22 protein-coding genes are annotated in these 26,430 nt (G+C 65.0%); 13 read left to right on the forward strand and 9 right to left on the reverse strand.

All coding sequences use genetic code 11. From position 1 onward, the window contains the following. Position 1 precedes the first annotated feature (1 nt). From NMG10_RS16450 to edd, 8 genes are all read right to left on the reverse strand, one after another. Complete coding sequence (locus NMG10_RS16450) at positions 2-847, reverse strand: carbohydrate ABC transporter permease (RefSeq protein WP_254464728.1); 846 nt, start codon at positions 845-847, stop codon at positions 2-4. Then, entirely contained in the window at positions 840-1,748 is a 909-nt protein-coding gene (locus NMG10_RS16455) for a carbohydrate ABC transporter permease (RefSeq protein WP_186713879.1), read from the reverse strand. Before NMG10_RS16455 ends, NMG10_RS16450 begins: the two co-directional genes overlap by 8 nt. A gap of 154 nt (positions 1,749-1,902) precedes the next feature. Next, positions 1,903-3,189, reverse strand: a complete 1,287-nt coding sequence (locus NMG10_RS16460) for an ABC transporter substrate-binding protein (protein WP_254464729.1) — start codon at positions 3,187-3,189, stop codon at positions 1,903-1,905. A 115-nt stretch (positions 3,190-3,304) separates the two neighbouring features. Next, a complete protein-coding gene (locus tag NMG10_RS16465) occupies positions 3,305-4,522 on the reverse strand; it encodes an AGE family epimerase/isomerase (RefSeq protein WP_254464730.1) in 1,218 nt (405 codons plus the stop codon). A gap of 179 nt (positions 4,523-4,701) precedes the next feature. Beyond that, positions 4,702-6,156 carry an ATP-binding protein gene (locus NMG10_RS16470; protein ID WP_254464731.1) on the reverse strand — a complete coding sequence of 485 codons (1,455 nt, stop codon included), beginning with the start codon at positions 6,154-6,156 and terminating at the stop codon, positions 4,702-4,704. Further along, entirely contained in the window at positions 6,140-6,862 is a 723-nt protein-coding gene (locus NMG10_RS16475) for a response regulator (protein ID WP_046854317.1), read from the reverse strand. Before NMG10_RS16475 ends, NMG10_RS16470 begins: the two co-directional genes overlap by 17 nt. Before the next feature lie 153 nt (positions 6,863-7,015). After that, positions 7,016-7,972: a glucokinase gene (locus NMG10_RS16480; RefSeq protein WP_234561707.1), complete on the reverse strand. Its 957-nt coding sequence runs from the start codon at positions 7,970-7,972 to the stop codon at positions 7,016-7,018. Further along, a complete protein-coding gene (gene edd, locus NMG10_RS16485; protein ID WP_203650925.1) occupies positions 7,969-9,795 on the reverse strand; it encodes a phosphogluconate dehydratase in 1,827 nt (608 codons plus the stop codon). Before edd ends, NMG10_RS16480 begins: the two co-directional genes overlap by 4 nt. Positions 9,796-10,059: 264 nt before the next feature. Between edd and gap the strand changes: the two genes are divergently transcribed. From gap to NMG10_RS16515, 6 genes are all read left to right on the forward strand, one after another. Further along, positions 10,060-11,061: a type I glyceraldehyde-3-phosphate dehydrogenase gene (gap, locus tag NMG10_RS16490; RefSeq protein ID WP_234561709.1), complete on the forward strand. Its 1,002-nt coding sequence runs from the start codon at positions 10,060-10,062 to the stop codon at positions 11,059-11,061. Between the two features lie 241 nt (positions 11,062-11,302). After that, positions 11,303-11,815: an RNA polymerase sigma factor gene (locus NMG10_RS16495; RefSeq protein WP_254464732.1), complete on the forward strand. Its 513-nt coding sequence runs from the start codon at positions 11,303-11,305 to the stop codon at positions 11,813-11,815. Between the two features lie 93 nt (positions 11,816-11,908). Then, on the forward strand, positions 11,909-12,871 hold the full coding sequence (locus tag NMG10_RS16500; protein WP_254464733.1) for a FecR domain-containing protein: 963 nt from the start codon (positions 11,909-11,911) through the stop codon (positions 12,869-12,871). Between the two features lie 125 nt (positions 12,872-12,996). Next, entirely contained in the window at positions 12,997-15,603 is a 2,607-nt protein-coding gene (locus NMG10_RS16505) for a TonB-dependent receptor (RefSeq protein WP_254464734.1), read from the forward strand. Between the two features lie 214 nt (positions 15,604-15,817). Further along, positions 15,818-16,423: a biliverdin-producing heme oxygenase gene (locus tag NMG10_RS16510; RefSeq protein ID WP_254464735.1), complete on the forward strand. Its 606-nt coding sequence runs from the start codon at positions 15,818-15,820 to the stop codon at positions 16,421-16,423. 49 nt (positions 16,424-16,472) lie between these two features. Continuing rightward, positions 16,473-16,886 (forward strand): YbaN family protein, encoded by a 414-nt coding sequence (locus NMG10_RS16515; RefSeq protein WP_028691980.1) that lies wholly within the window; start codon positions 16,473-16,475, stop codon positions 16,884-16,886. Between the two features lie 54 nt (positions 16,887-16,940). Here the strand turns inward: NMG10_RS16515 and arcD (NMG10_RS16520) are convergent, their stop codons facing one another. After that, a complete protein-coding gene (gene arcD / locus NMG10_RS16520) occupies positions 16,941-18,368 on the reverse strand; it encodes an arginine-ornithine antiporter (protein WP_254464736.1) in 1,428 nt (475 codons plus the stop codon). Positions 18,369-18,793: 425 nt separating this feature from the next. Here arcD (NMG10_RS16520) and arcD (NMG10_RS16525) point away from each other — a divergent pair, with 425 nt between their 5' ends. The 7 genes from arcD (NMG10_RS16525) to gcvH all read left to right on the forward strand — a co-directional run bounded on the left by arcD (NMG10_RS16525) (position 18,794) and on the right by gcvH (position 26,430). Continuing rightward, positions 18,794-20,221, forward strand: coding sequence for an arginine-ornithine antiporter (arcD, locus tag NMG10_RS16525; protein WP_203650898.1), 1,428 nt, complete (start codon positions 18,794-18,796; stop codon positions 20,219-20,221). Between the two features lie 33 nt (positions 20,222-20,254). Continuing rightward, positions 20,255-21,508, forward strand: a complete 1,254-nt coding sequence (gene arcA, locus NMG10_RS16530; protein WP_186713869.1) for an arginine deiminase — start codon at positions 20,255-20,257, stop codon at positions 21,506-21,508. A 69-nt stretch (positions 21,509-21,577) separates the two neighbouring features. Then, a complete protein-coding gene (locus tag NMG10_RS16535; RefSeq protein ID WP_110738301.1) occupies positions 21,578-22,588 on the forward strand; it encodes an ornithine carbamoyltransferase in 1,011 nt (336 codons plus the stop codon). 136 nt (positions 22,589-22,724) lie between these two features. Continuing rightward, positions 22,725-23,654, forward strand: coding sequence for a carbamate kinase (gene arcC / locus NMG10_RS16540; protein WP_203650896.1), 930 nt, complete (start codon positions 22,725-22,727; stop codon positions 23,652-23,654). A 55-nt stretch (positions 23,655-23,709) separates the two neighbouring features. After that, entirely contained in the window at positions 23,710-24,078 is a 369-nt protein-coding gene (locus NMG10_RS16545; RefSeq protein WP_203650888.1) for a DUF5064 family protein, read from the forward strand. A gap of 176 nt (positions 24,079-24,254) precedes the next feature. Beyond that, positions 24,255-25,763: a sigma-54-dependent transcriptional regulator gene (locus NMG10_RS16550; protein ID WP_254464737.1), complete on the forward strand. Its 1,509-nt coding sequence runs from the start codon at positions 24,255-24,257 to the stop codon at positions 25,761-25,763. Between the two features lie 283 nt (positions 25,764-26,046). Beyond that, entirely contained in the window at positions 26,047-26,430 is a 384-nt protein-coding gene (gene gcvH / locus NMG10_RS16555) for a glycine cleavage system protein GcvH (protein ID WP_232855969.1), read from the forward strand.

Consider the following 26,430-nt stretch of genomic DNA (forward strand, 5'->3'; position numbering starts at 1 on the left):
CTTACCCCTTGACCGCGCCGGCGGTCAGCCCGCGCACGAAATACTTGCCCGCGACCACGTAGACCAGCAGCGTCGGCAGCCCGGCGATCATCGCCGCGGCCATGTCGACGTTGTATTCCTTGGCCCCGGTGCTGGTGTTGACCAGGTTGTTGAGGGCCACGGTGATCGGTTGCGAGTCGCCGCTGGAGAACACCACGCCGAACAGGAAGTCGTTCCAGATCTGGGTGAACTGCCAGATCAGGCAGACCATGATGATCGGCGTCGACATCGGCAGGATGATCCGCCCGAAGATGGTGAAGAACCCGGCGCCGTCCAGGCGCGCGGCCTTGACCAGCGCCTCGGGGATGCTCACGTAGTAGTTGCGAAAGAACAGCGTGGTGAAGGCCAGGCCGTACACCACATGTACCAGCACCAACCCGCTGGTGGTGCTGGCCAGGCCCAATTTGCCAAGGGTGAACGAGGCCGGCAGCAGCACGGTCTGGAACGGCAGGAAGCAGCCGAACAGCAGCAGGCCGAAGAACAGCTGCGAGCCACGGAAGCGCCACATCGACAGCACATAGCCATTGAGCGCGCCAATCGCGGTGGAGATCAGCACCGCCGGCACAGTGATCAGGATCGAGTTGACGAAGTAGCCGCTGACCGTGCTCCACGCCTTGCTCCAGCCAATGGCGGTGAACGCAGTCGGCCAGCTCAGCAGGTTGCCGCTGCCGATGTCCTCAGGGGTCTTGAAGCTGGTCAGCAGCATCACCACCAGCGGCACGAGGTACAGCAGCACGGCCAGCAGCAGCACCGCGTGGATGGCGATACGGCTGAGGTTCAGCACGGGTTTGTCGGTCAGGCTAGTCATGGCGTTTGCCCCGCAATTCGGAATACAGGTACGGCACCAGGATCGCCAGGATGGCGCCGAGCATCAGGATCGCGCTGGCCGAGCCCATGCCCATCTGCCCGCGGCTGAAGGTGAACGAGTACATGAACATGGCCGGCAGGTCCGAGGAGTAGCCCGGCCCGCCGGCGGTCATCGCCGCCACCAGGTCGAAGCTCTTGATGGCGATGTGCGCGAGGATCATCAGCGAGCTGAAGAACACCGGGCGCAGGCTGGGCAGCACCACGGTCCAGTAGATGCGCGGCAGGCTGGCGCCATCGAGCTGGGCGGCGCGGATGATCGACTGGTCGACGCCGCGCAGGCCGGCGAGGAACATCGCCATGATGAAGCCCGAGGCCTGCCACACGGCGGCGATCACCAGGCAGTAGACCACGCGGTCGGGGTCGATCAGCCAGTCCAGGCGAAAGCCTTCCCAGCCCCAGTCGCGCAGCAGCTTGTCCAGGCCCATGCCGGGGTTGAGCAGCCACTTCCAGGCGGTGCCGGTGACGATCATCGACAAGGCCATGGGGTACAGGTAGATGGTGCGAATGAACCCTTCGCGGCGGATGCGCTGGTCGAGCAGCACGGCGAGGAACACGCCGATGGCCAGGGTGATGCCGATGAACAGGCCACCGAACAGCAGCAGGTTCTTGCTCGCCACCCACCAGCGGTCGTTGTCGAACAGCCGGGCGTACTGCGCCAGGCCCGCCCACTTGTAGGTGGGCAGGAAGGTCGAGGTGGTGAACGAGAGGACGAAGGTCCACAGGATGTAGCCGTAGAAGCCCACCAGGACGATGAACATGCTCGGCGCCAGCACCAGCTTCGGTAGCCAGCGCTGCAGCGCGTCCAGGGGGGAGGCCCGCAGGCGGGCGGTTGCTGTGGTCATGGTTCAGATCTCGTTTCGAGAAAGGCAGATAAACGTGTAGGAGCGGCCTTGTGCCGCGAAAGGGCCGCAGCGCGGCCCCGACAACAACTGGGGAGGCCAGGGGCTGCTATGCAGCCTGTTCGCGGCGCAAGGCCGCTCCTACACAGGCGCCTGACTACTTGGCGGCGTTGACTGCTGCGGCCAGCTTCTTCGCCGCATCCGCAGGATCAGCCTTCGGATCGTTGATGTAGTTGGTCACCACATCGAAGAACGCCCCCTGCACCGCCAGCGTGGTGGCCATGTTGTGCGCCATGCTCGGTTGCAGGCCGCCGGACTTGGCGTCGGCCAGGAAGTCCTTGGCCGCGGTCTGGGCGCAGCTGTCGAAGCCATGCTTGCCCATGTCGGCGAGCATGTCGTTACGCACCGGGATCGAGCCCTTGTTGATGCTGAAGACCTTCTGGAACTCCTCGCCCAGCACCTTGCGGGCGATGTCCTGCTGGCCCGCCGCCGTGCCCTTGTCCTTCTGCTTGAACACCACCAGCGAGTCGATGTTGTAGAGGAAGGCCTGGTCGGTGCCGGGGAAGGCCACGCACTGGTAGTCCTTGCCGGCGGTCTTCTTGGCCAGGGTCCATTCGCTCTTGGCCCAGTCGCCCATGATCTGCATGCCGGCCTTGCCGTTGATGACCTTGGCCGCCTCCAGGTTCCAGTCCTGGCCCTTGCCGTCAGGATCCATGTAGGTGGCAACTTTCTTCAGCTCGGTGAGCGCCTTGACCATCTCGGGACCGCTCAGGGCATCCTTGTCCAGTTCGACAAGGGCCTTCTTGTAACCCTCGACGCCCATCACCGAGAGCACCACATTCTCGAACACGGTGCTGTCCTGCCACGGCTGGCCACCGTGGGCCAGTGGGATGAAACCGGCGGCCTTGAGCTTGTCGGCAGCGGCATAGAATTCATCGAGGGTGGTCGGGGCCTTGTCGATACCGGCCTTCTTGAACACTTCCGGATTGATCCACAGCCAGTTGATACGGTGGATGTTCACCGGCACGGCCACGTAGTCGCCGTCGTACTTCACGGTGTCGGCGACCTTCTTGTCGAGCAGGCTGTCCCACTTCTCCGTTTTGGCCACGTCCTTGAGCACGTCAGGGTCGAGCAGGCCGGTCGCGGCCCAGTCCTGGATATCCGGTCCTTTGATCTGGGCCACGGCGGGCGGGTTGCCTGCCACCGCGCGGCTCTTGAGCACGGTCATCGCGGTGGCGCCACCACCACCAGCCACGGCACCGTCCTTCCAGGTGAAACCATCTTTCTCGACCTGGGCCTTGAGCACGTCGACGGCAGCTTTTTCACCACCGGAGGTCCACCAATGGACGACCTCCACGTTGCCTTTGGATTCGGCGGCATGGGCATTGAGCGAGCAGAGTGAGGCGAGGGAGATCGCAGCGGCGAGACGAAGCGTCGAATGCATGGGAATACCTTTATTGTTGTTATGCGAGGCAAGACTGTCGCTTGCATGGCATGGAGTGTAAGGAGCCCGCGTCCGTCGTCAGGTAACGAACGGATGCGCGAATGTCATCATCTGGTTACATAGCCAGGGACGTGGCCAGGCTCGGCGCCAGCGGCAGGCGCGGCAGCAGCAGGGCCTGGTAGGCGTGGTAGAGGTCGGGCTTGCCGCCCCAGATCCGTGCACTGGGCAGCAAGGTCGCATCGAGCTCGTGGTGCCAACTGCCGTGGCTGCGGTCGATGAAGTGGCTGGCGATGAAGTCCCAGAAGCAGCGATACCAATGTTCGTACTGCGCCTCGCCGGTACGCCGCAACAGGGCCGCGGCGGTGGCGCTGGCCTCGGCATGTACCCAGTGCAGGCGCTCGCGCACCACCGGGCGGTTGCGCCAGTCCAGGGTGTAGACCAACCCCGGCGTGCCATCGGCCTGCCAGGCATGCTTGCAGGCGCTGTCGAACAGCCCCCTGGCGGCAGGCAGCAAGGACTCGGGCGCAGGCAGTTGCGCCCGTTGCAGGGCCGCCTCCAGGTGCAGCACCAGGCGTGCCCATTCGAAGGCATGACCGGGCGTGGTGCCGTAGGGGCGGAAGCCGTCGGCGGGGTTGTCGCGGTTGTAGTCGGGCAATGCCTGCCAGTGCTCGTCGAAATGCTCGGTGACCTGCAAACCATCGGCGGCGGCCTGGGCCAGGATCAAACGCTGCACGATGCGCAGCGAACGCTCCAGCCAGCGCACGTCGCCGATGACATCGGCCAGGGCAAGAAACGCCTCGACGCCGTGCATGTTGCTGTTGGCTCCACGGTAGGCCTCCGCCTGCCGCCAGTCGCGGGAGAACGACTCGCGCAGGGCACCCTCCTCCTCGCACCAGAAGCGCTGCTCGATGACCCGGACCACGGCATCCAGCAGTGCCTGGGCCTGTGTGACACCCGCCACCACCGCCGAGCTGGCGGCAAGGGCGACGAAGGCATGCAGGTAGGCGGCCTTGCCGGTGTCGCCGTGGCCTTCGGGCTGGGCGTACCAGCCGTCGTGCTCCTGGTCGCGCAGCGGGCCCAGCAGGGCCTCGACGCCATGCTCGACCAGCTCGCGGCAACCCGGAACGCCCTGGATATGCGCCAGGGCGAAGCTGTGCGTCATGCGCGCGGTGTTCATGGTCTCGGCCAGGGCGCAACGGGGCAGGCGGCCTTCGTCGTCGAGGTTGCCGAACCCCTGGGACAGGCGCGAAGCCCTGGCGAAGGCGAGCAGGCGCAGGGCCTCGGCGTCGAGCCAGGCATGGTGTGTCGGGGAGTCGATCCAGCGGTTGGCCATGGGCGTGGTCTTCCTTGTTGTTGTCAGCCGATTCTAGTCAGCCGTCCTGGCTGGCATGTCACGAAGACCGGCTCGATTGTCACCACATCGTTACATCGAAGCCCTTATCGCGGGGCAAGCCCGCTCCCACGCCGGCCGTGCATGTTGGCGTGGGAGCGGGCTTGCCCCGCGATAAGGGCTCATTCGGCTGTACGCGGCAGGTACAAGGTCACCCGCAACCCACCCTCACGCAGGTTGAACAGGCTCACCTCGCCGCCATGGCTGTGGGCGATGTTGCGCGCGATCCCCAGCCCCAACCCATAGCCCTGCTGCTGACCGGCCAGCCGGAAGTGCGGCTCGAACACCTGCTCCAGGCGCTGCTCCGGCACCCCCGGCCCCTGGTCGTCGACCTGTAGGACGAAGCTCTCGGCACTGTCGAGGATCCGCAGATGCGCCCGCTCGCCGTACTTGATGGCGTTATCGATCAGATTGCCGATGCAGCGGCGCAGGGCCAGCGACTTGCCGGGGTACGGCGCCAGCGCCTGCCCCTCTAGGGTGATGCGGCCGTCACCGAGGTAAGGCTCGGCGAGCATCTCCAGCACCTGGTTGAGGTCGATCGGCTCGATGTTCTCGTGAATGTCGGTGTCCTTCACGCACTGCAACGCCCCTTTGACCAGCAGCTCCAGCTCGTCGAGGTCGCGGCTGAACTTCGCTTGCAGCTTCTCGTCCTCGAGCAGCTCGACCCGCAGGCGCAGACGCGTGATCGGCGTGCGCAGGTCATGGGAAATGGCGCTGAACAACTGGGAGCGTTCGGTGAGGTAACGGCTGATCCGCTCGCGCATGCTGTTGAACGCCCGCCCCACCTCGACCACTTCGCTGCCGCCGCCCTCGGCCACCGGGGCCACGTCGGCGCCCAGCGACATTTCCCGCGCCGCTCGCGCCAGGCGCTTGAGCGGCCGGCTCTGCCAATGCACCAGCAAGCCGATGAACAGCAACAGCAGGGCGGTGGTCATGGCGATAAAGCCGATCTGCTGACGCGGCAGGCGCTCGGCCTCGAGGCTGGTGTAGGGCTCGGGCAGCAGCGAGGCGATGTACAGCCACTCACCCTCGCCCAGGCGGATCTGGGTCACCAACACCGGTGGGTTGAGTGGCTCCAGGGTCAACGAGTAATGCGCCCAGGAGCGGGGCAGCTCATCGAGTTTCAGGCCGCTGTTGAAGATCCGCAGGTCATCGGGGCTGACGAATTCGACTGAGATCTCCAGCTGCTGGCCCAGGCGCTCGTGCAACACCTGCTGGAACACGTCGATTACCGCCTGCTTGCGCGGGGTGATCGGCAGCACCGGCATCTCCAGCGGCTTGACGTTGAGCGAGACGAAGAAGCGCGTTCCGCCCATGCTACGCAACTGGTCAAGGACCATCGGCCGGTAGGCCACCGGCAGCGAACGGAAGTAGCTGACGCTGGCACTCATCGAATGAGCCAGGCTGCCGGCACTGGCACGCAGGCCCTGCAACTGGCTGGCGCGCAGTTGCGCCACCCAGATCAGGCTCGACAGCCCCTGGGCCAGCAACACCACCAACAAGGTCAGCAGCAGCATGCGCCCCAGCAGCGAGCGCGGCAGCAGGCGCCAGCGGCGCTCGCTAGGCCGGGCAGACATTGGCCGCCAGCAGGTAGCCGCTGCCGCGCACGGTGCGGATCAGCCGAGGGGGTTTTTCCGTGTCGCGCAGGCGCTGGCGCAGGCGGCTGACCGCCATGTCGACGATACGGTCCAGCGGCATCGGCTCGCGCCCACGGGTGGCGTTGCCGATGGTGTCGCGGTCGAGGATCTGCTGCGGGTGGTCGAGGAACAGCTTGAGCAGGGCGAAGTCGGCGCCGGAGAGGATCACCTCCTCGCCATCGCGGTGGAACAGGCGATGGCTGATCGTGTCCAGCCGCCAGTCGTCGAAGGCCAGCACCGCGCTGGCCGGCGCCGCCTGGCCGAAATCGGCGCGGCGCAACAGGGCCTTGATGCGGGCCTGTAGTTCACGTGGGCTGAAGGGTTTGCCGAGGTAATCGTCGGCGCCCAGCTCCAGGCCGATGACCCGGTCGGCCTCGTCGGAACTGGCGGTGAGCATGATGATCGGCACCCGCGCCTGGCGCGGGTGCTGGCGGACCCAGCGGCACAGGCTGAAGCCGTCCTCGTCGGGCAGCATCACGTCGAGGATCACCAGGTCGTAGGGGTTGGCGTCCAGGGCGCGGCGAAAGCCCTGGCCGTCGGGTTCGGCATGGACCTGCAGGCCGCAACGGGCCAGGTAGGTCTGCAACAGTTCGCGGATATCCTGGTCGTCGTCGACCATCAGGATCGATTTGCCGGCAGTGGTCACAATGGTCAGTCCTCTTGTAAACGCAGATCTTTATGTCTGCTGTGGGGCTGCTTCGCAGCCCTTTCGCGGCGCAAGGCCGCTCCTACAAAGGCTACGCAATCAACTGTAGGAGCGGCCTTGCGCCGCGAAAGGGCCGCGAAGCGGCCCCAGCGATCAATGATCCAACGCCTGTTGCAAGGCCACCCCCGCCCCCAGCAACCCGGAAAACTCCGCCGTCACCAACCAGACCGGCACCCCGGCGAAGTAGCCGCTCATACAGCCCTTGTCGGCGAAACTCGCAGCGAATCCGCTGCCCAGGAACAACTCGGCGAAACGCGGAATCACCCCGCCGACAATGTAGACCCCACCCCGGGCGCCCAGGGTGAGCACGTTGTTGCCTGCCACCCGCCCGAGGAAGCGGCAGAACTGCTCGATCACCGCCAGTGCCCGGGGCTCGCCGGCCAGGGCCGCGTCGGTGATCTGCGCCGGGGTCTTGTGCGTCGGCGTGGCGCCGTCGAGCGCGCAGATCGCCTGGTACAAGCGCACCAGCCCACCGCCGCTGAGCACCGTCTCGGCGCTGACATGGCCGATCTGCCGGTGAATCTCCTGATGGATCGCCGCCTCGCGGGCATTGCCCACCGGCAGGTCGACATGCCCGCCCTCCCCCGGCAGCGCCAGCCAGTGCTCGCCCAGGCGCAGCAGGCTGCCCACACCCAGGCCGGTGCCGGGGCCGATCACCAGCGCCGGACGCGACGGGTCGGCGAGGCCTGCGCAGACCTCGCGGAACTCACCGTCGCGCAGCCGGGTCATGCCCAGGGCCATGGCGGAAAAATCGTTGATCAGCAACAGGCGCTCGACCTGCAGCGTCTGGCAGAACGCGCTGCGGCTCAGGCGCCAGTGGTTGTTGGTGAAGCGGAATTCGTCGCCGTCCACGGGACCGGCCACCGCCAGGCACACCGCCGCCAGGCCGCCACGGGCGATGCCCTGGTCGGCGAGGTAGGCCTCGATGGCCTGCTCGGGGCTGGTGTAGTCGGCGGTGGCCAGCACCTGGACCGCCTGCAGCTCGTTGTCGCGCCACAAGGCAAAACGTGCGTTGGTGCCACCGATGTCGCCGACCAGCAAGGCCTTCATTTGAGGTTCTCCAGGGCCGAGGTGAAGGCGCTCGCGCCCTGTTCGGCGGAACTGAACGCCACGCGCATGAAGCCGAACAGCTCGCGCCCGCAGCCCAGGTCGTTGCCCGTGGGCGGCTCGGGCAGCTCACGGCTGGCCAGTTCCTCGGCCGAGACCATGATCCGCAGCGTGCCTTCGGCACCATCGACGCGCACGATATCACCATCGCGCACTCGCGCCAGCGGGCCGCCGTCGAAAGCCTCCGGGCACACGTGGATGGCCGCCGGGATCTTGCCCGAGGCCCCGGACATGCGCCCGTCGGTGACCAGCGCCACCTTGAAGCCGCGGTCCTGCAGCACGCCGAGGAAGGGTGTCAGCTTGTGCAACTCGGGCATGCCGTTGCAGCGCGGCCCCTGGAAGCGCACCACGGCGACGAAGTCGCGCTCCAGTTCGCCGGCCTTGAACGCATCGGCCAGCGCCTGCTGGTCGTGGAACACCCGGGCGGGCGCCTCGACCACGCGATGCTCCGGCGCCACCGCCGACACCTTCATCACGCCGCGCCCCAGGTTGCCCTCCATGACCCGCAGGCCGCCCTCGGCGGAGAACGGCCGCGCCACCGGGCGCAGGATGCTTTCGTCGAGGCTGTCCTTCGGACCTTCGCGCCACACCAGTCGGCCATCCTCGAGGAACGGCTCCTGGGTGTAGCGGCGCAGGCCATGCCCGGCCACGGTGTTGACGTCCTCGTGCAGCAGGCCCGCGTCGAGCAGCTCGCGAATGAGGAACGCCATGCCGCCGGAGGCCTGGAAGTGGTTGATGTCGGCTTTGCCGTTCGGATAGACGTGGGACAGCGTCGGCACCACCTCGGACAGGTCAGCCATGTCCTGCCAGGTCAGCTGGATGCCGGCGGCCTGGGCGATGGCCGGGATGTGCAGGGTGTGGTTGGTCGAGCCGCCGGTGGCGTGCAGGGCGACGATCGAGTTGACCAGCGCCTTCTCGTCGACAATCTCGCCAATCGGCATGAAGTTGCCGCTGGCCTTGGTCATCCGCGTGACCTGGCGCGCGGCCTCGGCGGTAAGGGCGTCGCGCAGCGGCGTGTAGGGATTGACGAACGAGGCGCCCGGCAGGTGCAGGCCCATCACCTCCATCACCAGCTGGTTGGTGTTGGCGGTGCCGTAGAAGGTGCAGGTGCCCGGGCCGTGGTAGCTCTTCATTTCCGATTCGAGCAGTTGCTCGCGGGTGGCCTTGCCCTCGGCGTAGCGCTGGCGCACATCGGCCTTCTCCTTGTTGGAGATGCCCGAGACCATCGGCCCGCCTGGCACGAAGACGGTCGGCAGGTGACCGAAGCGCAGCGCGCCCATCATCAGGCCGGGGACGATCTTGTCGCAGATGCCCAGCATCAGGGCGGCGTCGAACATGTTGTGCGACAGGGCGATGGCGGTGGACATGGCGATCACTTCGCGGCTGGCGATGGCCAGCTCCATGCCCGGCTCGCCCTGGGTGACGCCATCGCACATGGCTGGCACGCCGCCGGCGAACTGACCGACCGAGCCGACTTCGCGCAGGGCCTGCTTGATCTGCTCGGGAAAGTGCTGGTACGGCTGGTGCGCCGAGAGCATGTCGTTGTAGGCGGAGACGATGGCCACGTTGGCGGCGTTCATCAGGCGCAGGGTCTGCTTGTCCTCGCCGCCACAGCCGGCCACGCCATGGGCGAAGTTGGCGCACTGCAGGCTGGCGCGCATGGGTCCGTCACTGGCCGCCCCACGGATCAGCTCAAGGTAGCGTTCACGGGTACGGCGGCTGCGGGCGATCAGCCGTTCGGTGACCTCAAGGATGCGCGGATGCATGTACTGGACTCCAGGCTAACGGTAAGGGCGGTTTTACCAGGGACTGTCCCTCCAAACGATTGCGACCTAGGCTCTGGATAGAGGCTTCTGGTCCGTTTGCGACGGCACTGCCAACCACTCGTTGTATGTTTAAACAAAATACTGCCAGCAAAAAGGCTTGTTTTCTATCTCTCGGTGAATAATCTTGTAATTCCAACAACAAAACCGTTTCAGTGAAGCTGCTCTTTGTGCCACAGGCTTCACCCGACTGCCAGAGGTAACGTCATGACCCTACGCATCGCCATCAACGGATTCGGCCGCATCGGACGCAACGTCCTGCGCGCACTGTACACGCAGGGCTACCGCCAGGACCTGCAGGTCGTCGCCATCAACGACCTGGGCGACAGCGCGATGAACGCCCATCTGCTCAAGTACGACAGCGTCCACGGCACCTTCGACGCCACTGTCGAGGCCGACCATGAAAGCCTCACCGTCAATGGCGACCGCATCGCCGTCAGCGCCATCCGCAATCCCGCCGAACTGCCCTGGAAGACCCTGGCCATCGACGTGGTGTTCGAATGCACCGGGCTGTTCACCGAACGCGCCAAGGCCGCCGCCCACCTGACGGCCGGCGCCGCCAAGGTGATCGTCAGCGCGCCGGCCAAGGGCGCCGACGCCACCGTGGTGTACGGGGTCAACCACGATGTGCTGCGCGCCTCGCACCAGATCATCTCCAACGCCTCGTGCACCACCAACTGCCTGGCGCCGATCGCCCAGGTGCTGCACCGCGAGTTCGGCATCGAGCAAGGCCTGATGACCACCATCCACGCCTACACCAACGACCAGGTGCTCACCGACGTCTACCACGGCGATCCATACCGCGCCCGCTCGGCCACCCAGTCGATGATCCCGAGCAAGACCGGCGCCGCCGAGGCGGTGGGCCTGGTGTTGCCGGAACTGGCCGGCAAGCTCACCGGCATGGCCGTGCGGGTGCCGGTGATCAACGTGTCGCTGGTCGACCTCACGGTCAACCTCAAGCGCGAGGCCAGCGCCGACGAAGTCAACCAGCTGTTCCTCGAGGCCAGCCGCCACTCGCGCGTGCTGGGCTACAACGCCCTGCCGCTGGTGTCGTGCGACTTCAACCACAACCCGCTGTCGTCGATCTTCGACGCCAACCACACCCGCGCCAACGGGCGCATGCTCAAGGTGCTGGCCTGGTACGACAACGAATGGGGCTTCTCCAACCGCATGCTGGACAACTGCCTGGCGTTGTTCAACGCCAGGTGAAGTTTTGCACGATCTCCTGTAGGAGCGGCCTTGTGCCGCGAAAGGGCCGCAAAGCGGCCCCAGCTCTTGTTGCATCGACTCTGAAATCCTGGGGCCGCTTCGCGGCCCTTTCGCGGCACAAGGCCGCTCCTACACGAGCCGCGCTAGCCGCAATATTTACCTGTTCGTGACATTTTCGCGCTTGACCCCGAGCATGGATGATAAGCATTATCATTAACCCGAAAAGCGACCAGGTTTCCCCGTGAGTCAGTCCCGGTTCAACTCAGTGTTCCTCAACCAGCGCCTCACCCTGCTGCGCACCTTGCAGCGCATGGTGGGCAACCCCAGCACCGCCGAGGACCTGCTGCAGGAAACCTACCTGCGGGTCACCCGCGCCCTGGGCGAGCGGCCGATCGAGCACCTCGAGCCCTTCGTTTTCCAGACTGCCCGCAACCTGGCCCTGGACCACCTGCGCGCACGCAGGGTGCAGGCGCGCACGCTGGTGGACGACGTGCCCGAACAGGTCCTGCACAATGTCGCCGCCCCTTCGGCCAGCAGCGAGGACGCCGCCCACGCCGAACAGTTGCTCAAGCACCTGAGCGTCAGCCTCGGCCAGCTCAGCGAGCGCCAGCAGCGCATCTTCATCCTCAGCCGCCTGCACGGCGCCAGCTACCTGGAAATCGCCGAGCAGCTGAAAGTCTCGGCCAGCACGGTGCAGAAGGAGCTGAAACTGATCATGGCCATCTGCATGGGCGTGGCCGATCGTCACCAGTGATGCGACCTCTCGCCGCTGACCCGCGCAAAGCCCTTGCCATGGACCGGGTCTGCACTGATCATGCGCAAAAAAAGCCCCTCGCAAGGATCCCCCGTGACCGACCGCCCCACACCTCGCCCGTCACCCGCCGAGCCTGATGCCCGCGCCCGTGCCCGCGAGGAGGCGCTGGACTGGTTGATCCGCCTGCAGTGCGCCAGCGAAGACGATACCCGCGCCTTCGAGCACTGGCTGGGGGCCAAGCCGGAGAACGCCGAGGCCTATGTCGAGGCCGAAGCGCTGTGGAACGGCGCCTCGCTGCGCCAGGCCGCCGGCCAGCTGCAGCACAGCCGCAAGCGCTCGCTCGCCGGGCGCCTGCGCAGCCACTGGAAGCCGCTGGCCACCGCTGCCGTGCTGCTGGTCGGGCTGTTCACCTTCGGCAACCTGCCGGTGCGCCTGCAGGCCGACCACCTGACTGTGGTCGGCGAGCGACAGCGCCTGGAGTTGGACCCGGGTGCCAAGGTGCTGCTCAATACCAATTCGGCCTTCGCCAGCGACGAGCGCGAAGGCCGCAAGGTCGCCCGCCTGCTTCAGGGCGAGGCGTACTTCCAGGTATCCAACACCAGCCAGCCGCCCCTGGAAGTCCAGGCCGGCCCGTTGCGCGCCAGCGTGCGCGACACCGACTTCGCCGTGCGTTACCTCGATGGCGAGGCCCAGGTGCGGGTGCAGCGCGGCGATGTCGACCTGCAGGCCGCGAGCGACCAACGCATCCGCCTGAGCGCCGGCGACAGTATCAGCGTCGGTCCCAAGGGCTTCGGCCAGCGCCAGCGCCCCGACATGAGCAAGGACCTGGCCTGGATCGAAGGCCGCCTGGTGTTCGAGAACTGCCCGCTGAGCCAGGTGCTCGCGGAAGTCCGCCGCTACTACCCGGGGTGGATCATCAACCGCAACACCCACCTGGAGCAGGTCGCGGTCACCGGCAACTACCGCCTTGACCAGCCGCTGGAAACGTTGCGCGCCCTCGCCCACATCACCTCAGCGCAACTGCACGAATACCCTGCCGTAGTCATTTTGAACTGACCCTGTAAGTTTTTTTACGCGATCGCCCTGTCTCGCCCGTCTCGTTATAGCCAATACGATTGATTCTCGTTCGAAAACAAGAACAAGCACCGCTTATAACTCACGCGCGACAGGGAGCGCTTTCGATGCCCACAGGTCAGACCCGCCCGTCCTCTTCTTCCCGCCGTCGCGGGCAATTGTCCCTGTTGACCCTGGCCCTGCTCGCCAGCGGCGCCTGCAGCCTGCCGGCACTGGCCGTGGAACCGGCCCAGGCGAGCAGCCCGCGCATGGGCGACTACCGCTTCGCCATCACCCAGCAGCCACTGGTCGAGGCCATCAACGCGTTCAGCAAGGTGACCGGCTGGCAGGTCGGCTTCAGCGCCGAGCTGGCCGAGGGCGTGGCCTCGCCGGGCGTGCAGGGCTCGCTGGCACCAGAGGCCGCGCTGCAGCGCCTGCTGCGCGGCACCGGCCTGGGCTACCGCAAGATCGGCAACGGCAACGTGGTGCTCGAGCGCCAGTCCGCCGGCAACACCATCGCCCTGCAACAGGTGACCGTCAGCGCCACCCGCAGCGCCCAGGATGTCAGCCAGGTGCCGAGCACCGTCAGCGTGCAGACCCGCGAGCAGCTGGACCGGCAGAACGTCAACGACATCAAGCAGCTGGTGCGCTATGAGCCCGGTGTGTCGGTGTCCGGCACCGGCCAGCGCAGCGGCCTGAACGGCTACAACATCCGCGGTATCGATGGCGACCGGGTGCTGACCCAGGTGGACGGCGTGTCGATTCCCGACAGCTTCTTCAACGGCCCCTACGCCCAGACCCAGCGCAACTATGTCGACCCCGAGATCGTCAAGCGCGTGGAGATCCTGCGCGGCCCGGCCTCCGTGCTGTACGGCAGCAACGCCATTGGCGGCGCAGTGAGCTACTACACCCTCGACCCGGAAGACATCATCAAGCCTGGCAAGGATGTCGGCGCACGCCTGAAGACCGGCTACAGTTCCGCCGACGAAAGCTGGCTGACCTCGGCCACCGTAGCGGGCCGCCAGGGTGACTTCGACGGCCTGCTACACCTGAGCCAGCGCAATGGCCACGAGACCGAGTCCTATGGCGGGCATGGCGGTGCCGGCATCAACCGGACCAAAGCCAACCCTGAAGACGTTCGCACCACCAACGTACTGGCCAAGCTGGGCTGGAACTACGCCGACGACGCGCGGTTCGGGCTGACCTACGAGCACTACAAGGATGATCGCGACCAGAACATCCTCAGTGCGGTAGGTGGGCCGTTCAACGGCGGCTCGCCCCTGGGCATGTACCGCAGCCGCACCGGCAACGACACTGTCACCCGCGAGCGTTTCGGCATCAATCATGAATTCGGCCTGGACTCGCTGGTCGCCGACCACGTCAAGTGGAGCCTGAACTACCAGATCGCCAAGACCGACCAGGCAACCTCGGAAATCTACTTCCCGTTCAGCCGCACGGTGCTGCGCGAACGCGACACCACCTACAAGGACCGCCAATGGGTGCTTGATGCCCAGCTGGACAAGGCGTTCCGCATCGGTGAAACCGACCACCTGCTCACTTACGGCACCACGCTCAAGCACGAAAAGATCACCGGCCTGCGCACCGGCAAGGGCACCTGCCTGGTGGTGGGCGGCGCCTGCCGATTCATCGGCCAGATCAGCCCGGCCGACACCCCGGCACCGGTCAGCGACTTCCCGGATCCGACCGTCAATACCTACAGCCTGTTCGCCCAGGACGAGATCCGCTGGAACAACTGGACCTTCCTGCCGGGCGCTCGCTACGACTACACCCGCATCGATCCGAAGATGACCGCCGAATACCTGCGCGGTGTGCAGAGCACCAGCCCCACCGGGCAAAGCCGTCTGAACGACGACGACAAGAAATGGCACCGCGTATCGCCCAAGCTGGGCGTGACCTATGCCTTCAACGACAACTACACCTGGTACGGGCAGTACGCCGAAGGTTTCCGCACGCCGAGCGCCAAGGCGATCTGGGGCCGCTTCGAAAACCTCGCCGGCGGCTATGTGGTCGAGCCTAACCCGGGGCTGGAGCCGGAGAAGAGCAAGAGCTACGAAACCGGCCTGCGTGGCAACTTCGACGCCGGCAACTTCGATGTCGCGGTGTTTTACAACAAGTACCGCGATTTCATCAACGAAGAGGCCGTGCAGTCGACCAACCTGGGGACCTCCTTCCAGGCCAACAACATCAAGCACGCCACCATCAAGGGCGCCGAAGTCAAGGGCCGCCTCAACCTGGACCGCTTCGGCGCGCCTGAAGGCCTGTACACCGTCGGCTCCATCGCCTATGCCTACGGGCGCAACGACGACACCGGCCAACCGCTGAACAGCGTCAACCCGCTGACCGGCGTGTTCGGCCTGGGCTACGAGCAGATCGACTATGGCACCCAGCTCAGCTGGACCGTGGTCAAGCGCAAGAACCGCGTGGACGATACCAAGTTCTTCGCCCCCGACGGTTCCAGCTCGAACTTCCGCACGCCCGGCTACGGCGTGCTGGACCTGACCGGCTTCTACCGGATCACCGACGACCTGACCATCAACGGCGGCGTGTACAACCTGGCCGACAAGAAGTACTGGCAGTGGGACGACGTGCGCAAGTACGCCATGGTCGGTGACCAGAACGGTGTGGGCGAAGCTGCCGTCACCCAGCCGGCCAACCTGGACCGCCTGACCGCGCCGGGGCGCAACTTCGCCATCAACCTGGTGTGGGATATCTGAGGCCTGGACCCAACACCGTCGCTGTTTTCTTCGCGGGTAAACCCGCTCCCACAGGTTCCGCGTCGCTCGCAAGACCTGTGGGAGCGGGTTTACCCGCGAATAGCAGCAAACACGTTTTGCGAATGATTTCACTTCGCAGGTGAGGTTTTTTTACTGTCCCGCGTCTTCCTTTTCGTCTTGTCACTAGACAGCCCCATTTTCCAAGGATGCCCCCATGACCGCCCCTTCCACCGAACGCGCCGCCCTGCGCTCCCAGCGCCTGAACCAGGTCACCCACGCCCCGCACACCGAGCTGGACGCCCTGGTCAAATCGCACAAGCCGTTCGACAGCCGTGAAAGCTTCGCCCGCTTCGTGGTTGCCCAGTACCTGTTCCAGTCCGAGCTGCAGGCGCTGTACACCGATCCGCAACTGATCGCCATCGTGCCGGACCTGGCCGCGCGCTGCCGCGCCGATCAGGCCCGCCTGGACCTGGCCGACCTCGACACCGAAGTGCCCGCGCCCTTCGCCGGCGCCCTGGGCAAGCCAAGCCTGGGCGAGGCCCTGGGCTGGATCTTCGTCTCCGAAGGCTCCAAACTGGGCGCCGCGTTCCTGATCAAGCGCGCCGTGGCCCTGGAGCTGTCCGAGACCTTCGGTGCCCGTCACCTGGGCGAACCGGCCGGTGGCCGTGCCGAAGGCTGGAAGCAGTTCACCCGCATCCTCGACAGCCTGGACCTGTCGCCCGAGGAAGACGCCGCCGCCGAGCGTGGCGCGGTCGCCGCCTTCGAGCGCTTCACCGAGCTGCTCAAGCATGCCTACGCCGCCGACGCCGCGCTGGCCTGACACGCTTTACCCGGCCGCCTGCGGGCGGCCACACCGTTGCAGTGAGACCATGACCCGAATCGCCCGCTCGAAACTGTCCCGCCTGCTCTACGCGATCCTGGCCTATGTCAGCCTGGGCATTGGCCTCGTGGCCATCGTCATTCCCGGGCTGCCCACCACCGAATTCATCCTCCTCGCCGCCTGGGCCGCGACCCGCAGCTCGCCGCGCCTGTCCGCCTGGCTGGAGAACCACCGGCTGTTCGGCCCGATCCTCTACAATTGGCGCAACGGCAAGGTGATCCAGCGCCGCGCCAAGGTCAGCGCGACCATCAGCATGCTGCTTTGCGCCGGCCTGATGCTGACCGTGCTCGAACACCACTGGCCGGTGTTCCTCGCCATCGCCGGCATGACCCTGGGCAACCTGTGGATCTGGTCGCGCCCGGAACGTCCGACGCCACCAGGCGCCGTCGAACTGCAAGGTTGATTCATTTGCGCCACAGCGCCAAAGGACACCGCCGTTGAGTCGGCACCTGCAAGGTCAAAGGCTCAACAACCCCGAGTACAGGGCATACGCCGCCAGCCCCGCCCCCGCCAGCACCGCCGCGAAGATCAGTTTCTCCCACGCGCTGAACAGCACCTGCCCCTGCTCGCGCTTGGCCCGGGCGAACAGGATCACCCCGGGCGCATACAGCAGCGCCGACAGCAACACGTACTTGAGCCCACCGGCATACAGCAGCCAGACCGCGTACAGCAGCGCGACCGCCGCCACCAGCAGGTCCTTGCGCCGCAGCCCCGCCTGTCCCTGGTAGCCTTCGCCACGCCAGGCCAGCAGCACGGCGTAGGCCGCCGACCAGAAATACGGCACCAGGATCATCGACGACGCCAGGTAGATCAGGCTGGTGTAGGTCCCCGCCGAGAACAGCGTGATCAGCAGGAAGCCCTGGATCATCACATTGGTCAGCCATAGCGCGTTGGCCGGTACCTGGTTGGCGTTCTCCCGCGCCAGGAAGCGCGGCATGGTCTTGTCCCGGGCGGTGGCATAGAGGATCTCGGCGCACAGCAGCGCCCACGACAGCAATGCCCCAAGCAGCGACACCGCCAGGCCGATGCTGATCAACAGCGCCCCCCAGGGCCCGACGATATGCTCCAGCACCGAGGCCAGCGAGGGGTTCTGCAAGCCAGCCAGCTCCGGCTGGGTCATCACCCCCAGCGACAGCACGTTGACCAACACCAGCAGCGCCAGCACGCCGAGAAAACCGACCACGGTGGCCTTGCCCACGTCCGAGCGGTGCAGCGCCCGCCCCGAATAGACACTCGCGCCCTCGATACCGATAAACACGAACACTGTCACCAGCATCATGTTGCGCACCTGCTCCAGCACGCTGCCGAACTGCGGATTGCTCAGCCCCCAGATGTCGCGGGTGAAGATGTCGGCGCGAAAGGCGAAGGCGGCGATGACGATGAACATCAGCAGCGGCACGACCTTGGCCACGGTGGTCACCTGGTTGATGAAGGCGGCTTCCTTGATGCCGCGCAGCACCAGGAAATGCACCGCCCACAGCAGCAGCGAGGCGCAGCCGATGGCCACCGGCGTGTTGCCTTCGCCGAACACTGGAAAGTAAAAGCCGAGGGTGCTGAACAGCAGCACGAAGTAGCCGACGTTGCCCAGCCAGGCGCTGATCCAGTAGCCCCAAGCCGAGGAGAAACCCATGTAATCACCAAAGCCGGCCTTGGCGTAGGCATACACCCCGGAGTCCAGCTCCGGCTTGCGGTTAGCCAGGGTCTGGAACACGAAGGCCAGCGCCAGCATCCCCACCGCGGTGATGCCCCAGCCGATCAGCACCGCCCCGACATCGGCACGGGCGGCCATGTTCTGCGGCAACGAGAAGATCCCGCCACCGATCATCGAGCCGACCACCAGCGCGATCAGCGCCCCTAGACGCAGTTTCTGTCCCGGTTCGCTCATGGGGCTCCTCGTGCGCGGGCGCGCGTGAACGTATTGGCCGACATTATTGTTACAAGTTTTTTATCAAATAAAGCCATTAAACCTATAGCACTCATAACCATGTTGTCTATAGCGACACCTTAATAAAAATCACATTAGTCGACTACTTTGCGGATCGTCTAAACCCATCGCTATTTGCTGTGAAAAATTTGCGAAAACCGCAAAACGGACTAACTTCTCAGTTCGCAGGCGAAACGGAGCGTTTGCTCTAGAAGGACATGGAGGTGCCAGCGCACAAGGCCTGCGTCAGAGCTGTCGGCATCCTCCAGGAGGCGCGTGAAGGATTTTTCTGATCTTCATGCGGGCATGAACTGATCTAAGTCAGCGAATGATCCAGGCGTCAGATTTATTCTGAGGTCAACTTTCTCCTGGTACGGAGTCGTTAAATGTCTGATTCTCCCGGAAAACTAAAACTAGGTGCACTTGTTGCACTTGTCGTCGGCTCGATGATCGGTGGCGGGATCTTCTCGTTGCCGCAGAACATGGCCGCCAGCGCCGGCGTCGGCGCCGTGCTGATCGGCTGGGCCATCACCGCGGTGGGCATGCTCACCCTCGCCTTCGTCTTCCAGACCCTGGCCAACCGCAAGCCAAACCTTGACGGCGGGGTATACGCCTACGCCAAGGCCGGCTTCGGCGACTACATGGGTTTCTCCTCGGCCTGGGGCTACTGGATCAGTGCCTGGCTGGGCAACGTCGGCTACTTCGTGCTGCTGTTCAGCACCTTGGGGTATTTCTTCCCGGTATTCGGTGAAGGCAACACTCCCGCGGCGGTGATCGGTGCTTCCGTTCTGCTGTGGGCGGTGCACTTCCTGGTGCTGCGCGGCATCAAGGAAGCCGCCTTCATCAACCTGGTCACCACCGTGGCCAAGGTCGTGCCGCTGGCGCTGTTCGCGCTGATCTGCCTGTTCGCCTTCAAGCTCGATGTGTTTACCGCGGACATCTGGGCCGTCGGCACGCCGGACCTGGGCAGCGTGATGAACCAGGTGCGCAACATGATGCTGGTCACCGTGTGGGTGTTCATCGGCATCGAAGGCGCGAGCATCTTCTCTTCCCGTGCGGAAAAACGCTCCGACGTCGGCAAGGCCACGGTCATCGGCTTCGTCACCGTGCTGCTGTTCCTGGTGCTGGTCAACGTGCTGTCGCTCGGCGTGATGACCCAACCGGAGCTGGCCAAGCTGCAGAACCCATCGATGGCCGCGGTGCTGGAACACGTGGTCGGCCACTGGGGCGCGGTGCTGATCAGCGTCGGCCTGATCATCTCGCTGCTGGGCGCCCTGCTGTCGTGGGTGCTGCTGTGCGCCGAGATCATGTTCGCCGCCGCCAAGGACCACACCATGCCGGAGTTCCTGCGCCGCGAGAACGCCAACCATGTGCCGGCCAACGCCCTGTGGCTGACCAACGCCATGGTGCAGATCTTCCTGGTCATCACCCTGTTCTCCAACAGCACCTACCTGTCGCTGATCTACCTCGCCACCTCGATGATCCTGGTGCCTTACCTGTGGTCGGCGGCCTACGCCTTCCTGCTGGCCTGGCGCAACGAGACCTACGAACAGGCCCTGGCCGAACGCAAGAAAGACCTGATCATCGGCGGCATCGCCCTGCTCTACGCAATCTGGCTGCTGTACGCCGGCGGCGTGAAATACCTGCTGCTCTCGGCCCTGCTCTACGCCCCTGGCGCGATCCTGTTCGCCAAGGCCAAGCGCGAGGTCGGCCAACCGATCTTCACCAGCGTGGAAAAACTGATCTTCGCCGCCGTGGTCGCGGGCGCCCTGGTGGCGGCCTACGGCCTGTACGACGGTTTCCTGACTCTCTGAACCCCACGTCTTCGCTTTACAGGAGGATTCACCATGTCCACTGAGAAACAGAAATACGGCGTCCATTCCGAAGCCGGCAAGCTGCGCAAAGTGATGGTCTGCAGCCCGGGCCTGGCGCACAAGCGCCTGACCCCGAGCAACTGCGACGAACTGCTGTTCGACGACGTGATCTGGGTCGACCAGGCCAAGCGCGACCACTTCGACTTCGTCACCAAGATGCGCGAGCGCGGCGTCGATGTGCTGGAGATGCACAACCTGCTGACCGACATCGTCCAGCAGCCCGACGCACTGAAGTGGATTCTCGACCGCAAGATCACCTCCGATACCGTCGGCGTCGGCCTCACCAATGAAGTGCGCAGCTGGCTCGAAGGCCTCGAGCCACGCCACCTGGCCGAGTTCCTGATCGGCGGCGTGGCCGGCCAGGACCTGCCGGAAAGCGAAGGCGCCAGCGTGGTCAAGATGTACAACGACTACCTGGGCCACTCCAGCTTCATCCTGCCGCCGCTGCCCAACACCCAGTTCACCCGCGACACCACCTGCTGGATCTACGGCGGCGTGACGCTCAACCCGATGTACTGGCCGGCGCGACGCCAGGAAACCTTGCTGACCACCGCCATCTACAAGTTCCACAAGGAGTTCACCAACGCCGACTTCCAGGTCTGGTACGGCGACCCGGACAAGGACCACGGCAACGCCACCCTCGAAGGCGGCGACGTGATGCCGATCGGCAAGGGCGTCGTGCTCATCGGCATGGGCGAGCGCACCTCGCGCCAGGCCATCGGCCAACTGGCACAGAACCTGTTCGCCAAGGGCGCGGTGGAGAAAGTCATCGTCGCCGGCCTGCCGAAATCCCGCGCCGCGATGCACCTGGACACCGTGTTCAGCTTCTGCGACCGCGACCTGGTCACGGTCTTCCCGGAAGTGGTCAAGGAGATCGTGCCGTTCATCATCCGTCCGGACGAAAGCAAGCCGTATGGCATGGACGTGCGCCGCGAGAACAAGTCGTTCATCGAAGTGGTCGGCGAGCACCTGGGGGTCAAGCTGCGCGTGGTCGAGACCGGCGGCAACAGCTTCGCCGCCGAACGCGAACAATGGGATGACGGCAACAACGTGGTGGCCGTGGAGCCCGGCGTGGTCATCGGCTACGACCGCAACACCTACACCAACACCCTGCTGCGCAAGGCCGGGATCGAGGTCATCACCATCAGCGCCGGCGAGCTGGGCCGGGGCCGCGGCGGCGGCCACTGCATGACCTGCCCGATCGTGCGCGACCCTATCGACTACTAACGCCCATCGAAACCGGCCGCGCCCACGAGGCAGCGGCCGGGCACCTCACCGAATCCAAGGAGAACCGTCATGGCGTTCAATATCCACAACCGCAACCTGCTCAGCCTCGAACACCACAGCACCCGCGAGCTGCGCTACCTGCTGGACCTGTCCCGCGACCTCAAGCGCGCCAAGTACACCGGCACCGAGCAGCAGCACCTGAAGGGCAACAACATCGCCCTGATCTTCGAGAAGACCTCGACCCGCACCCGCTGCGCCTTCGAAGTCGCCGCCTATGACCAGGGCGCCAACGTCACCTACATCGACCCCAACTCCTCGCAGATCGGCCACAAGGAGAGCATGAAGGACACCGCCCGCGTGCTCGGGCGCATGTACGACGCCATCGAGTACCGTGGCTTCAAGCAGGAGATCGTCGAGGAACTGGCCAAGTTCGCCGGCGTGCCGGTGTTCAACGGCCTGACCGACGAATACCACCCGACCCAGATGATCGCCGACGTGCTGACCATGCGCGAGCACAGCGACAAGCCGCTGCACGACATCAGCTACGCCTACCTGGGCGACGCCCGCAACAACATGGGCAACTCGCTGCTGCTGATCGGCGCCAAACTCGGCATGGACGTGCGCATCGCCGCGCCCAAGGCCCTGTGGCCCCATGACGACCTGGTCGAGCGCTGCCACAAGTACGCCGAGGAAAGCGGCGCGCGCATCACCCTGACCGAAGACCCGAAAGCCGCGGTCAAGGGCGTGGACTTCGTCCACACCGACGTCTGGGTGTCGATGGGCGAGCCGATCGAAGCCTGGGGCGAGCGCATCAAACAGCTCAAGCCCTATCAGGTGAACAAGGAACTGATGAAGGCCACCGGCAACCCACGCACCAAGTTCATGCACTGCCTGCCGGCGTTCCACAACTCCGAGACCAAGGTCGGCAAGCAGATCGCCGAGCAGTACCCGGACCTGGCCAACGGCATCGAAGTGACCGATGACGTGTTCGAGTCGCCGGCGTGCATCGCCTTCGAGCAGGCGGAGAATCGCATGCACACGATCAAGGCGATCCTGGTGTCGACCCTGGCTGACCTCTAAGGCCATCCTCGATCCCTGTGGGAGCGGGTTCACCCGCGAAAGGGCCAGCCCAGACGACATCGCTGGCCCTGCTGACGCATTCGCGGATAAACCCGCTCCCACAGGATCGTCACTCCCCGTTTAAAGGACATTCCCCATGCGTATCGTTGTTGCATTGGGCGGCAACGCCCTGCTGCGCCGCGGCGAACCGATGACCGCCGACAACCAGCGCGCCAATATCCGCACCGCCACCGAGCAGATCGCCAAGATCCACCCCGGCAACGAACTGGTCATCGCCCACGGCAACGGCCCGCAGGTCGGCCTGCTGTCGCTGCAGGGGCTGTCGTACAAGCCGGATGAAGCCTATCCGCTGGACGTGCTCGGCGCCGAGACCGAAGGCATGATCGGCTACATGATCGAACAGGAGCTGGGCAACCTGCTGGCCTTCGAGGTGCCGTTCGCCACCCTGCTCACCCAGGTGGAAGTGGACGCCAACGACCCGGCGTTCAAGGACCCGACCAAGTTCATCGGCCCGGTCTACGCCAAGGACGAGGCCGAACGCCTGGCCAAGGAAAAAGGCTGGGTGGTCAAGCCCGACGGCGACAAGTACCGCCGCGTGGTGGCCAGCCCGAAACCCAAGCGCATCTTCGAGATCCGCCCGATCAAGTGGCTGCTGGAGAAGAGCAGCATCGTGATCTGCGCCGGCGGCGGCGGCATCCCCACCATGTATGACGAGAACCGCAAGCTCAAGGGCATCGAGGCGGTGATTGACAAGGACCTGTGCTCGGCGCTGCTCGCCGAACAACTGGAAGCCGACCTGCTGATCATCGCCACCGACGTCGACGCGGCGTACATTGATTTCGGTAAACCGACGAAAAAAGCCATCGCCCAGGCTCATCCGGACGAGCTCGAAAAACTGGGCTTTGCCGCCGGCTCCATGGGGCCGAAGGTCCAGGCCGCCTGCGACTTTGCGCGCAACACCGGCAAGGTGGCGGTGATCAGCTCGCTGGAGAACATCGAGGACATCGTCAAGGGCACCGCCGGCACGCGGGTTTCCACCGCCAAGCCCGGTATCAGCTACCGTTGAATGCAGTTGGCGGGTGCCTGGCACCCGCCGTTTTCAACCTTCCGGAGGACTCGCCATGGCCCAGTATCAACCTGGTCACGTGCATATCGAGCGCACCGCGCTGAACACCAACGACCACAGCTACGACCTGTGCATCGACTACGAGGCCGTGTCGGACCCGAGTGAAGGCCGCGGCATCCAGTTCCGCATGCATGGCAAGATCGAAGGCAAGGCGGTGGACGAAAAGTTCTTCCTGGCCAAGGACCAGGTGCTGCCGAGCTTTCTGATGCAGTTGAGCCGCAAGGCCCAGTCGTTCCTGCCGCCACCGAAGAAGTTCGAGAACCTCGGTTCGCCGCACAAGCTGTATGACTACATGTTCGAAGACATTCGCACCAAGCTGGATGTGAAATCGGGTGACCCGATCAAGCCAGAGCATCTGGAGTGATCCTCGGGGCCGCTGCGCGGCCCTTTCGCGGCACAAGGCCGCTCCTACAGGGATCGAACGCACCTGTAGGAGCGGCCTTGTGCCGCGAAAGGGCTGCGCAGCAGCCCCGGCAATAGTGGGCTAGAACGACATCGCAAGGCATACTGACGCCCATCCCAGCCAAAGCCTCGCTCATCATGCGCATCCACGTCAGCTTCATCGACCGCGTCGGCATCACCCAGGAAGTCCTGGCCCTGCTCGGTGCCCGCAACCTCAACCTCGATGCCGTGGAGATGGTCCCGCCGAACGTCTACATCGATGCCCCGACCCTGAGCCCCGCCGTGCTCGAAGAGCTGCACGACGCCCTGTTCGAGGTGCGCGGCGTACAGTCGGTGCAAGTGGTCGACATCCTCCCCGGCCAGCGCCGCCACCTGCAACTCGACGCCCTGCTCGCCGCCATGAGCGACCCGGTGCTGGCGGTGGACAGCGCAGGCAAGGTGCTGCTGGCCAACCCGGCGCTGATCGCCCTGTGCGGGCGCGAGTCAGCCGGGCGCTCGGTGGGCGAGCTGTTCGGCGATCCCGACCTGCTCCAGGCCCTGCTGGACAACAACTTCCACCTGCCCATGCGCGAGATGCAGCTCAACGGCCAGAGCCTGCTGCTCGACGCCACGCCGATCACCCACGCCGGCGGCCTGCTGACCCTGTACCCGCCCAACCGCATGGGTGAGCGCCTGTCGGCCCTGCACCACGACCATGCCGAAGGTTTCGACGCCATGCTCGGCGACTCCCCGGCCATCCGTACCCTCAAGGCCCGCGCCCTGCGCGTGGCCACCCTCGACGCACCACTGCTGGTGCACGGCGAGACCGGTACCGGCAAGGAGCTGGTGGCCCGAGCCTGCCATGCCATCAGCAGCCGCCATGCCTCGCCGTTCCTGGCGCTCAACTGCGCCGCGCTGCCCGAGAGCCTGGCCGAGAGCGAACTGTTCGGCTACGCCCCCGGCGCTTTCACCGGCGCGCAACGTGGTGGCAAGCCCGGGCTGATGGAGCTGGCCAACCAGGGCACGGTGTTCCTCGACGAGATCGGCGAGATGTCGCCCTACCTGCAAGCCAAGCTGCTGCGGTTTCTCAGCGATGGCAGCTTCCGCCGCGTGGGCGGCGACCGCGAGGTGAAGGTGGACGTGCGCATCATCAGCGCCACCCACCGCGACCTGGAGCGCATGGTCGGCGAAGGCACCTTCCGCGAAGACCTGTTCTACCGCCTCAATGTGCTCAACCTGCAGGTCCCGCCGCTGCGCGATCGCGGCCAGGACATCCTGTCGCTGGCGCAGTTCTTCATGCAGCAGGCCTGCACCCAGATCCAGCGCCCAGCCTGCCGGCTGGCGCCTGCCACGCATCCGGCACTGCTGGCCAATCCCTGGCCGGGCAACGTGCGCCAGCTACAGAACGTGATCTTCCGCGCCGCGGCCATCTGTGAAAGCAACGTGGTGGATATCGATGACCTGGACATCGCTGGCACCTCGGTGGCACGCGGGCAAGATGGCGAGGTGGCCAGCCTGGAACAGGCGGTGGGGGATTTCGAGCGCGAACTGTTGCAGCGGCTGTACGCCAGCTACCCCTCGACCCGGCAGTTGGCCGGACGCTTGCAGACTTCGCACACGGCCATTGCCCAGCGCTTGCGAAAATATGGAATTCCAACCCGAGGCTGAATCGCGCGACGTCGTCATGTAACGAATTCATTCCTATGTATCGATATCGATACACACCCATTTGCATGCGCCTTTGCAAGGGTTTGATCCCACAACGCTTTTGATTCCCAGCCCATCTGTATCGTTTTCATTCCACAAGAATGACAGAGCGCCTACAGATTAATTTTAAATTATTGATTTATAAGGACTTTTAATAACTGGCCACATTATTGCTAAGGGAATTCCAACCTTAAGAGCGCGGAGCCTACCGCGCCCAACGCCCCCTGCTTCCCGAGGAATTCCCATGAGCGAGTTGCGTTTCACCGAAGATCACGAATGGCTGCGCGTCGAAGCCGACGGCAGCGTCACCGTAGGCATCACCGCCTACGCCCAGAACGCCCTCGGCGACGTGGTCTATGTGCAACTGCCGGAACTGCAGCAGTACGACAAGGGCGCCGAAGCCTCCACCGTGGAATCGGTAAAGGCCGCCAGTGGCGTGTACATGCCGCTGACCGGCGAAGTGGTCGCGGTCAACGAAGGCCTGAACGACAGCCCCGAGCTGGTCAACGAAGACCCTTTGGGCGAAGGCTGGTTCTTCCGCTTCATCCCCGCCGACATGAACGAAGTGAACGCCCTGCTCGACCAGGACGCCTACGACCGCCTGATCAAAGCCAACGACGACGCCTGA

It is taken from the genome of Pseudomonas sp. DVZ6, from assembly GCF_024259445.1.
Taxonomy (GTDB): domain Bacteria; phylum Pseudomonadota; class Gammaproteobacteria; order Pseudomonadales; family Pseudomonadaceae; genus Aquipseudomonas; species Aquipseudomonas peradeniyensis.

Bases quoted from the DNA above. Each gene is read 5' to 3' on its own strand.
- NMG10_RS16510 (WP_254464735.1), top strand. From the start codon at position 15,818: ATGACCGCCCCTTCCACCGAACGCGCCGCCCTGCGCTCCCAGCGCCTG.
- NMG10_RS16515 (WP_028691980.1), top strand. From the start codon at position 16,473: ATGACCCGAATCGCCCGCTCGAAACTGTCCCGCCTGCTCTACGCGATC.
- arcC (WP_203650896.1), top strand. From the start codon at position 22,725: ATGCGTATCGTTGTTGCATTGGGCGGCAACGCCCTGCTGCGCCGCGGC.
- NMG10_RS16460 (WP_254464729.1), bottom strand. From the start codon at position 3,189: ATGCATTCGACGCTTCGTCTCGCCGCTGCGATCTCCCTCGCCTCACTC.
- edd (WP_203650925.1), bottom strand. From the start codon at position 9,795: ATGCATCCGCGCATCCTTGAGGTCACCGAACGGCTGATCGCCCGCAGC.
- gap (WP_234561709.1), top strand. From the start codon at position 10,060: ATGACCCTACGCATCGCCATCAACGGATTCGGCCGCATCGGACGCAAC.
- NMG10_RS16470 (WP_254464731.1), bottom strand. From the start codon at position 6,156: ATGTCTGCCCGGCCTAGCGAGCGCCGCTGGCGCCTGCTGCCGCGCTCG.
- NMG10_RS16480 (WP_234561707.1), bottom strand. From the start codon at position 7,972: ATGAAGGCCTTGCTGGTCGGCGACATCGGTGGCACCAACGCACGTTTT.
- NMG10_RS16465 (WP_254464730.1), bottom strand. From the start codon at position 4,522: ATGGCCAACCGCTGGATCGACTCCCCGACACACCATGCCTGGCTCGAC.
- NMG10_RS16450 (WP_254464728.1), bottom strand. From the start codon at position 847: ATGACTAGCCTGACCGACAAACCCGTGCTGAACCTCAGCCGTATCGCC.
- NMG10_RS16545 (WP_203650888.1), top strand. From the start codon at position 23,710: ATGGCCCAGTATCAACCTGGTCACGTGCATATCGAGCGCACCGCGCTG.
- NMG10_RS16505 (WP_254464734.1), top strand. From the start codon at position 12,997: ATGCCCACAGGTCAGACCCGCCCGTCCTCTTCTTCCCGCCGTCGCGGG.
- NMG10_RS16535 (WP_110738301.1), top strand. From the start codon at position 21,578: ATGGCGTTCAATATCCACAACCGCAACCTGCTCAGCCTCGAACACCAC.
- gcvH (WP_232855969.1), top strand. From the start codon at position 26,047: ATGAGCGAGTTGCGTTTCACCGAAGATCACGAATGGCTGCGCGTCGAA.
- arcD (WP_254464736.1), bottom strand. From the start codon at position 18,368: ATGAGCGAACCGGGACAGAAACTGCGTCTAGGGGCGCTGATCGCGCTG.
- NMG10_RS16455 (WP_186713879.1), bottom strand. From the start codon at position 1,748: ATGACCACAGCAACCGCCCGCCTGCGGGCCTCCCCCCTGGACGCGCTG.
- arcD (WP_203650898.1), top strand. From the start codon at position 18,794: ATGTCTGATTCTCCCGGAAAACTAAAACTAGGTGCACTTGTTGCACTT.
- NMG10_RS16550 (WP_254464737.1), top strand. From the start codon at position 24,255: ATGCGCATCCACGTCAGCTTCATCGACCGCGTCGGCATCACCCAGGAA.
- arcA (WP_186713869.1), top strand. From the start codon at position 20,255: ATGTCCACTGAGAAACAGAAATACGGCGTCCATTCCGAAGCCGGCAAG.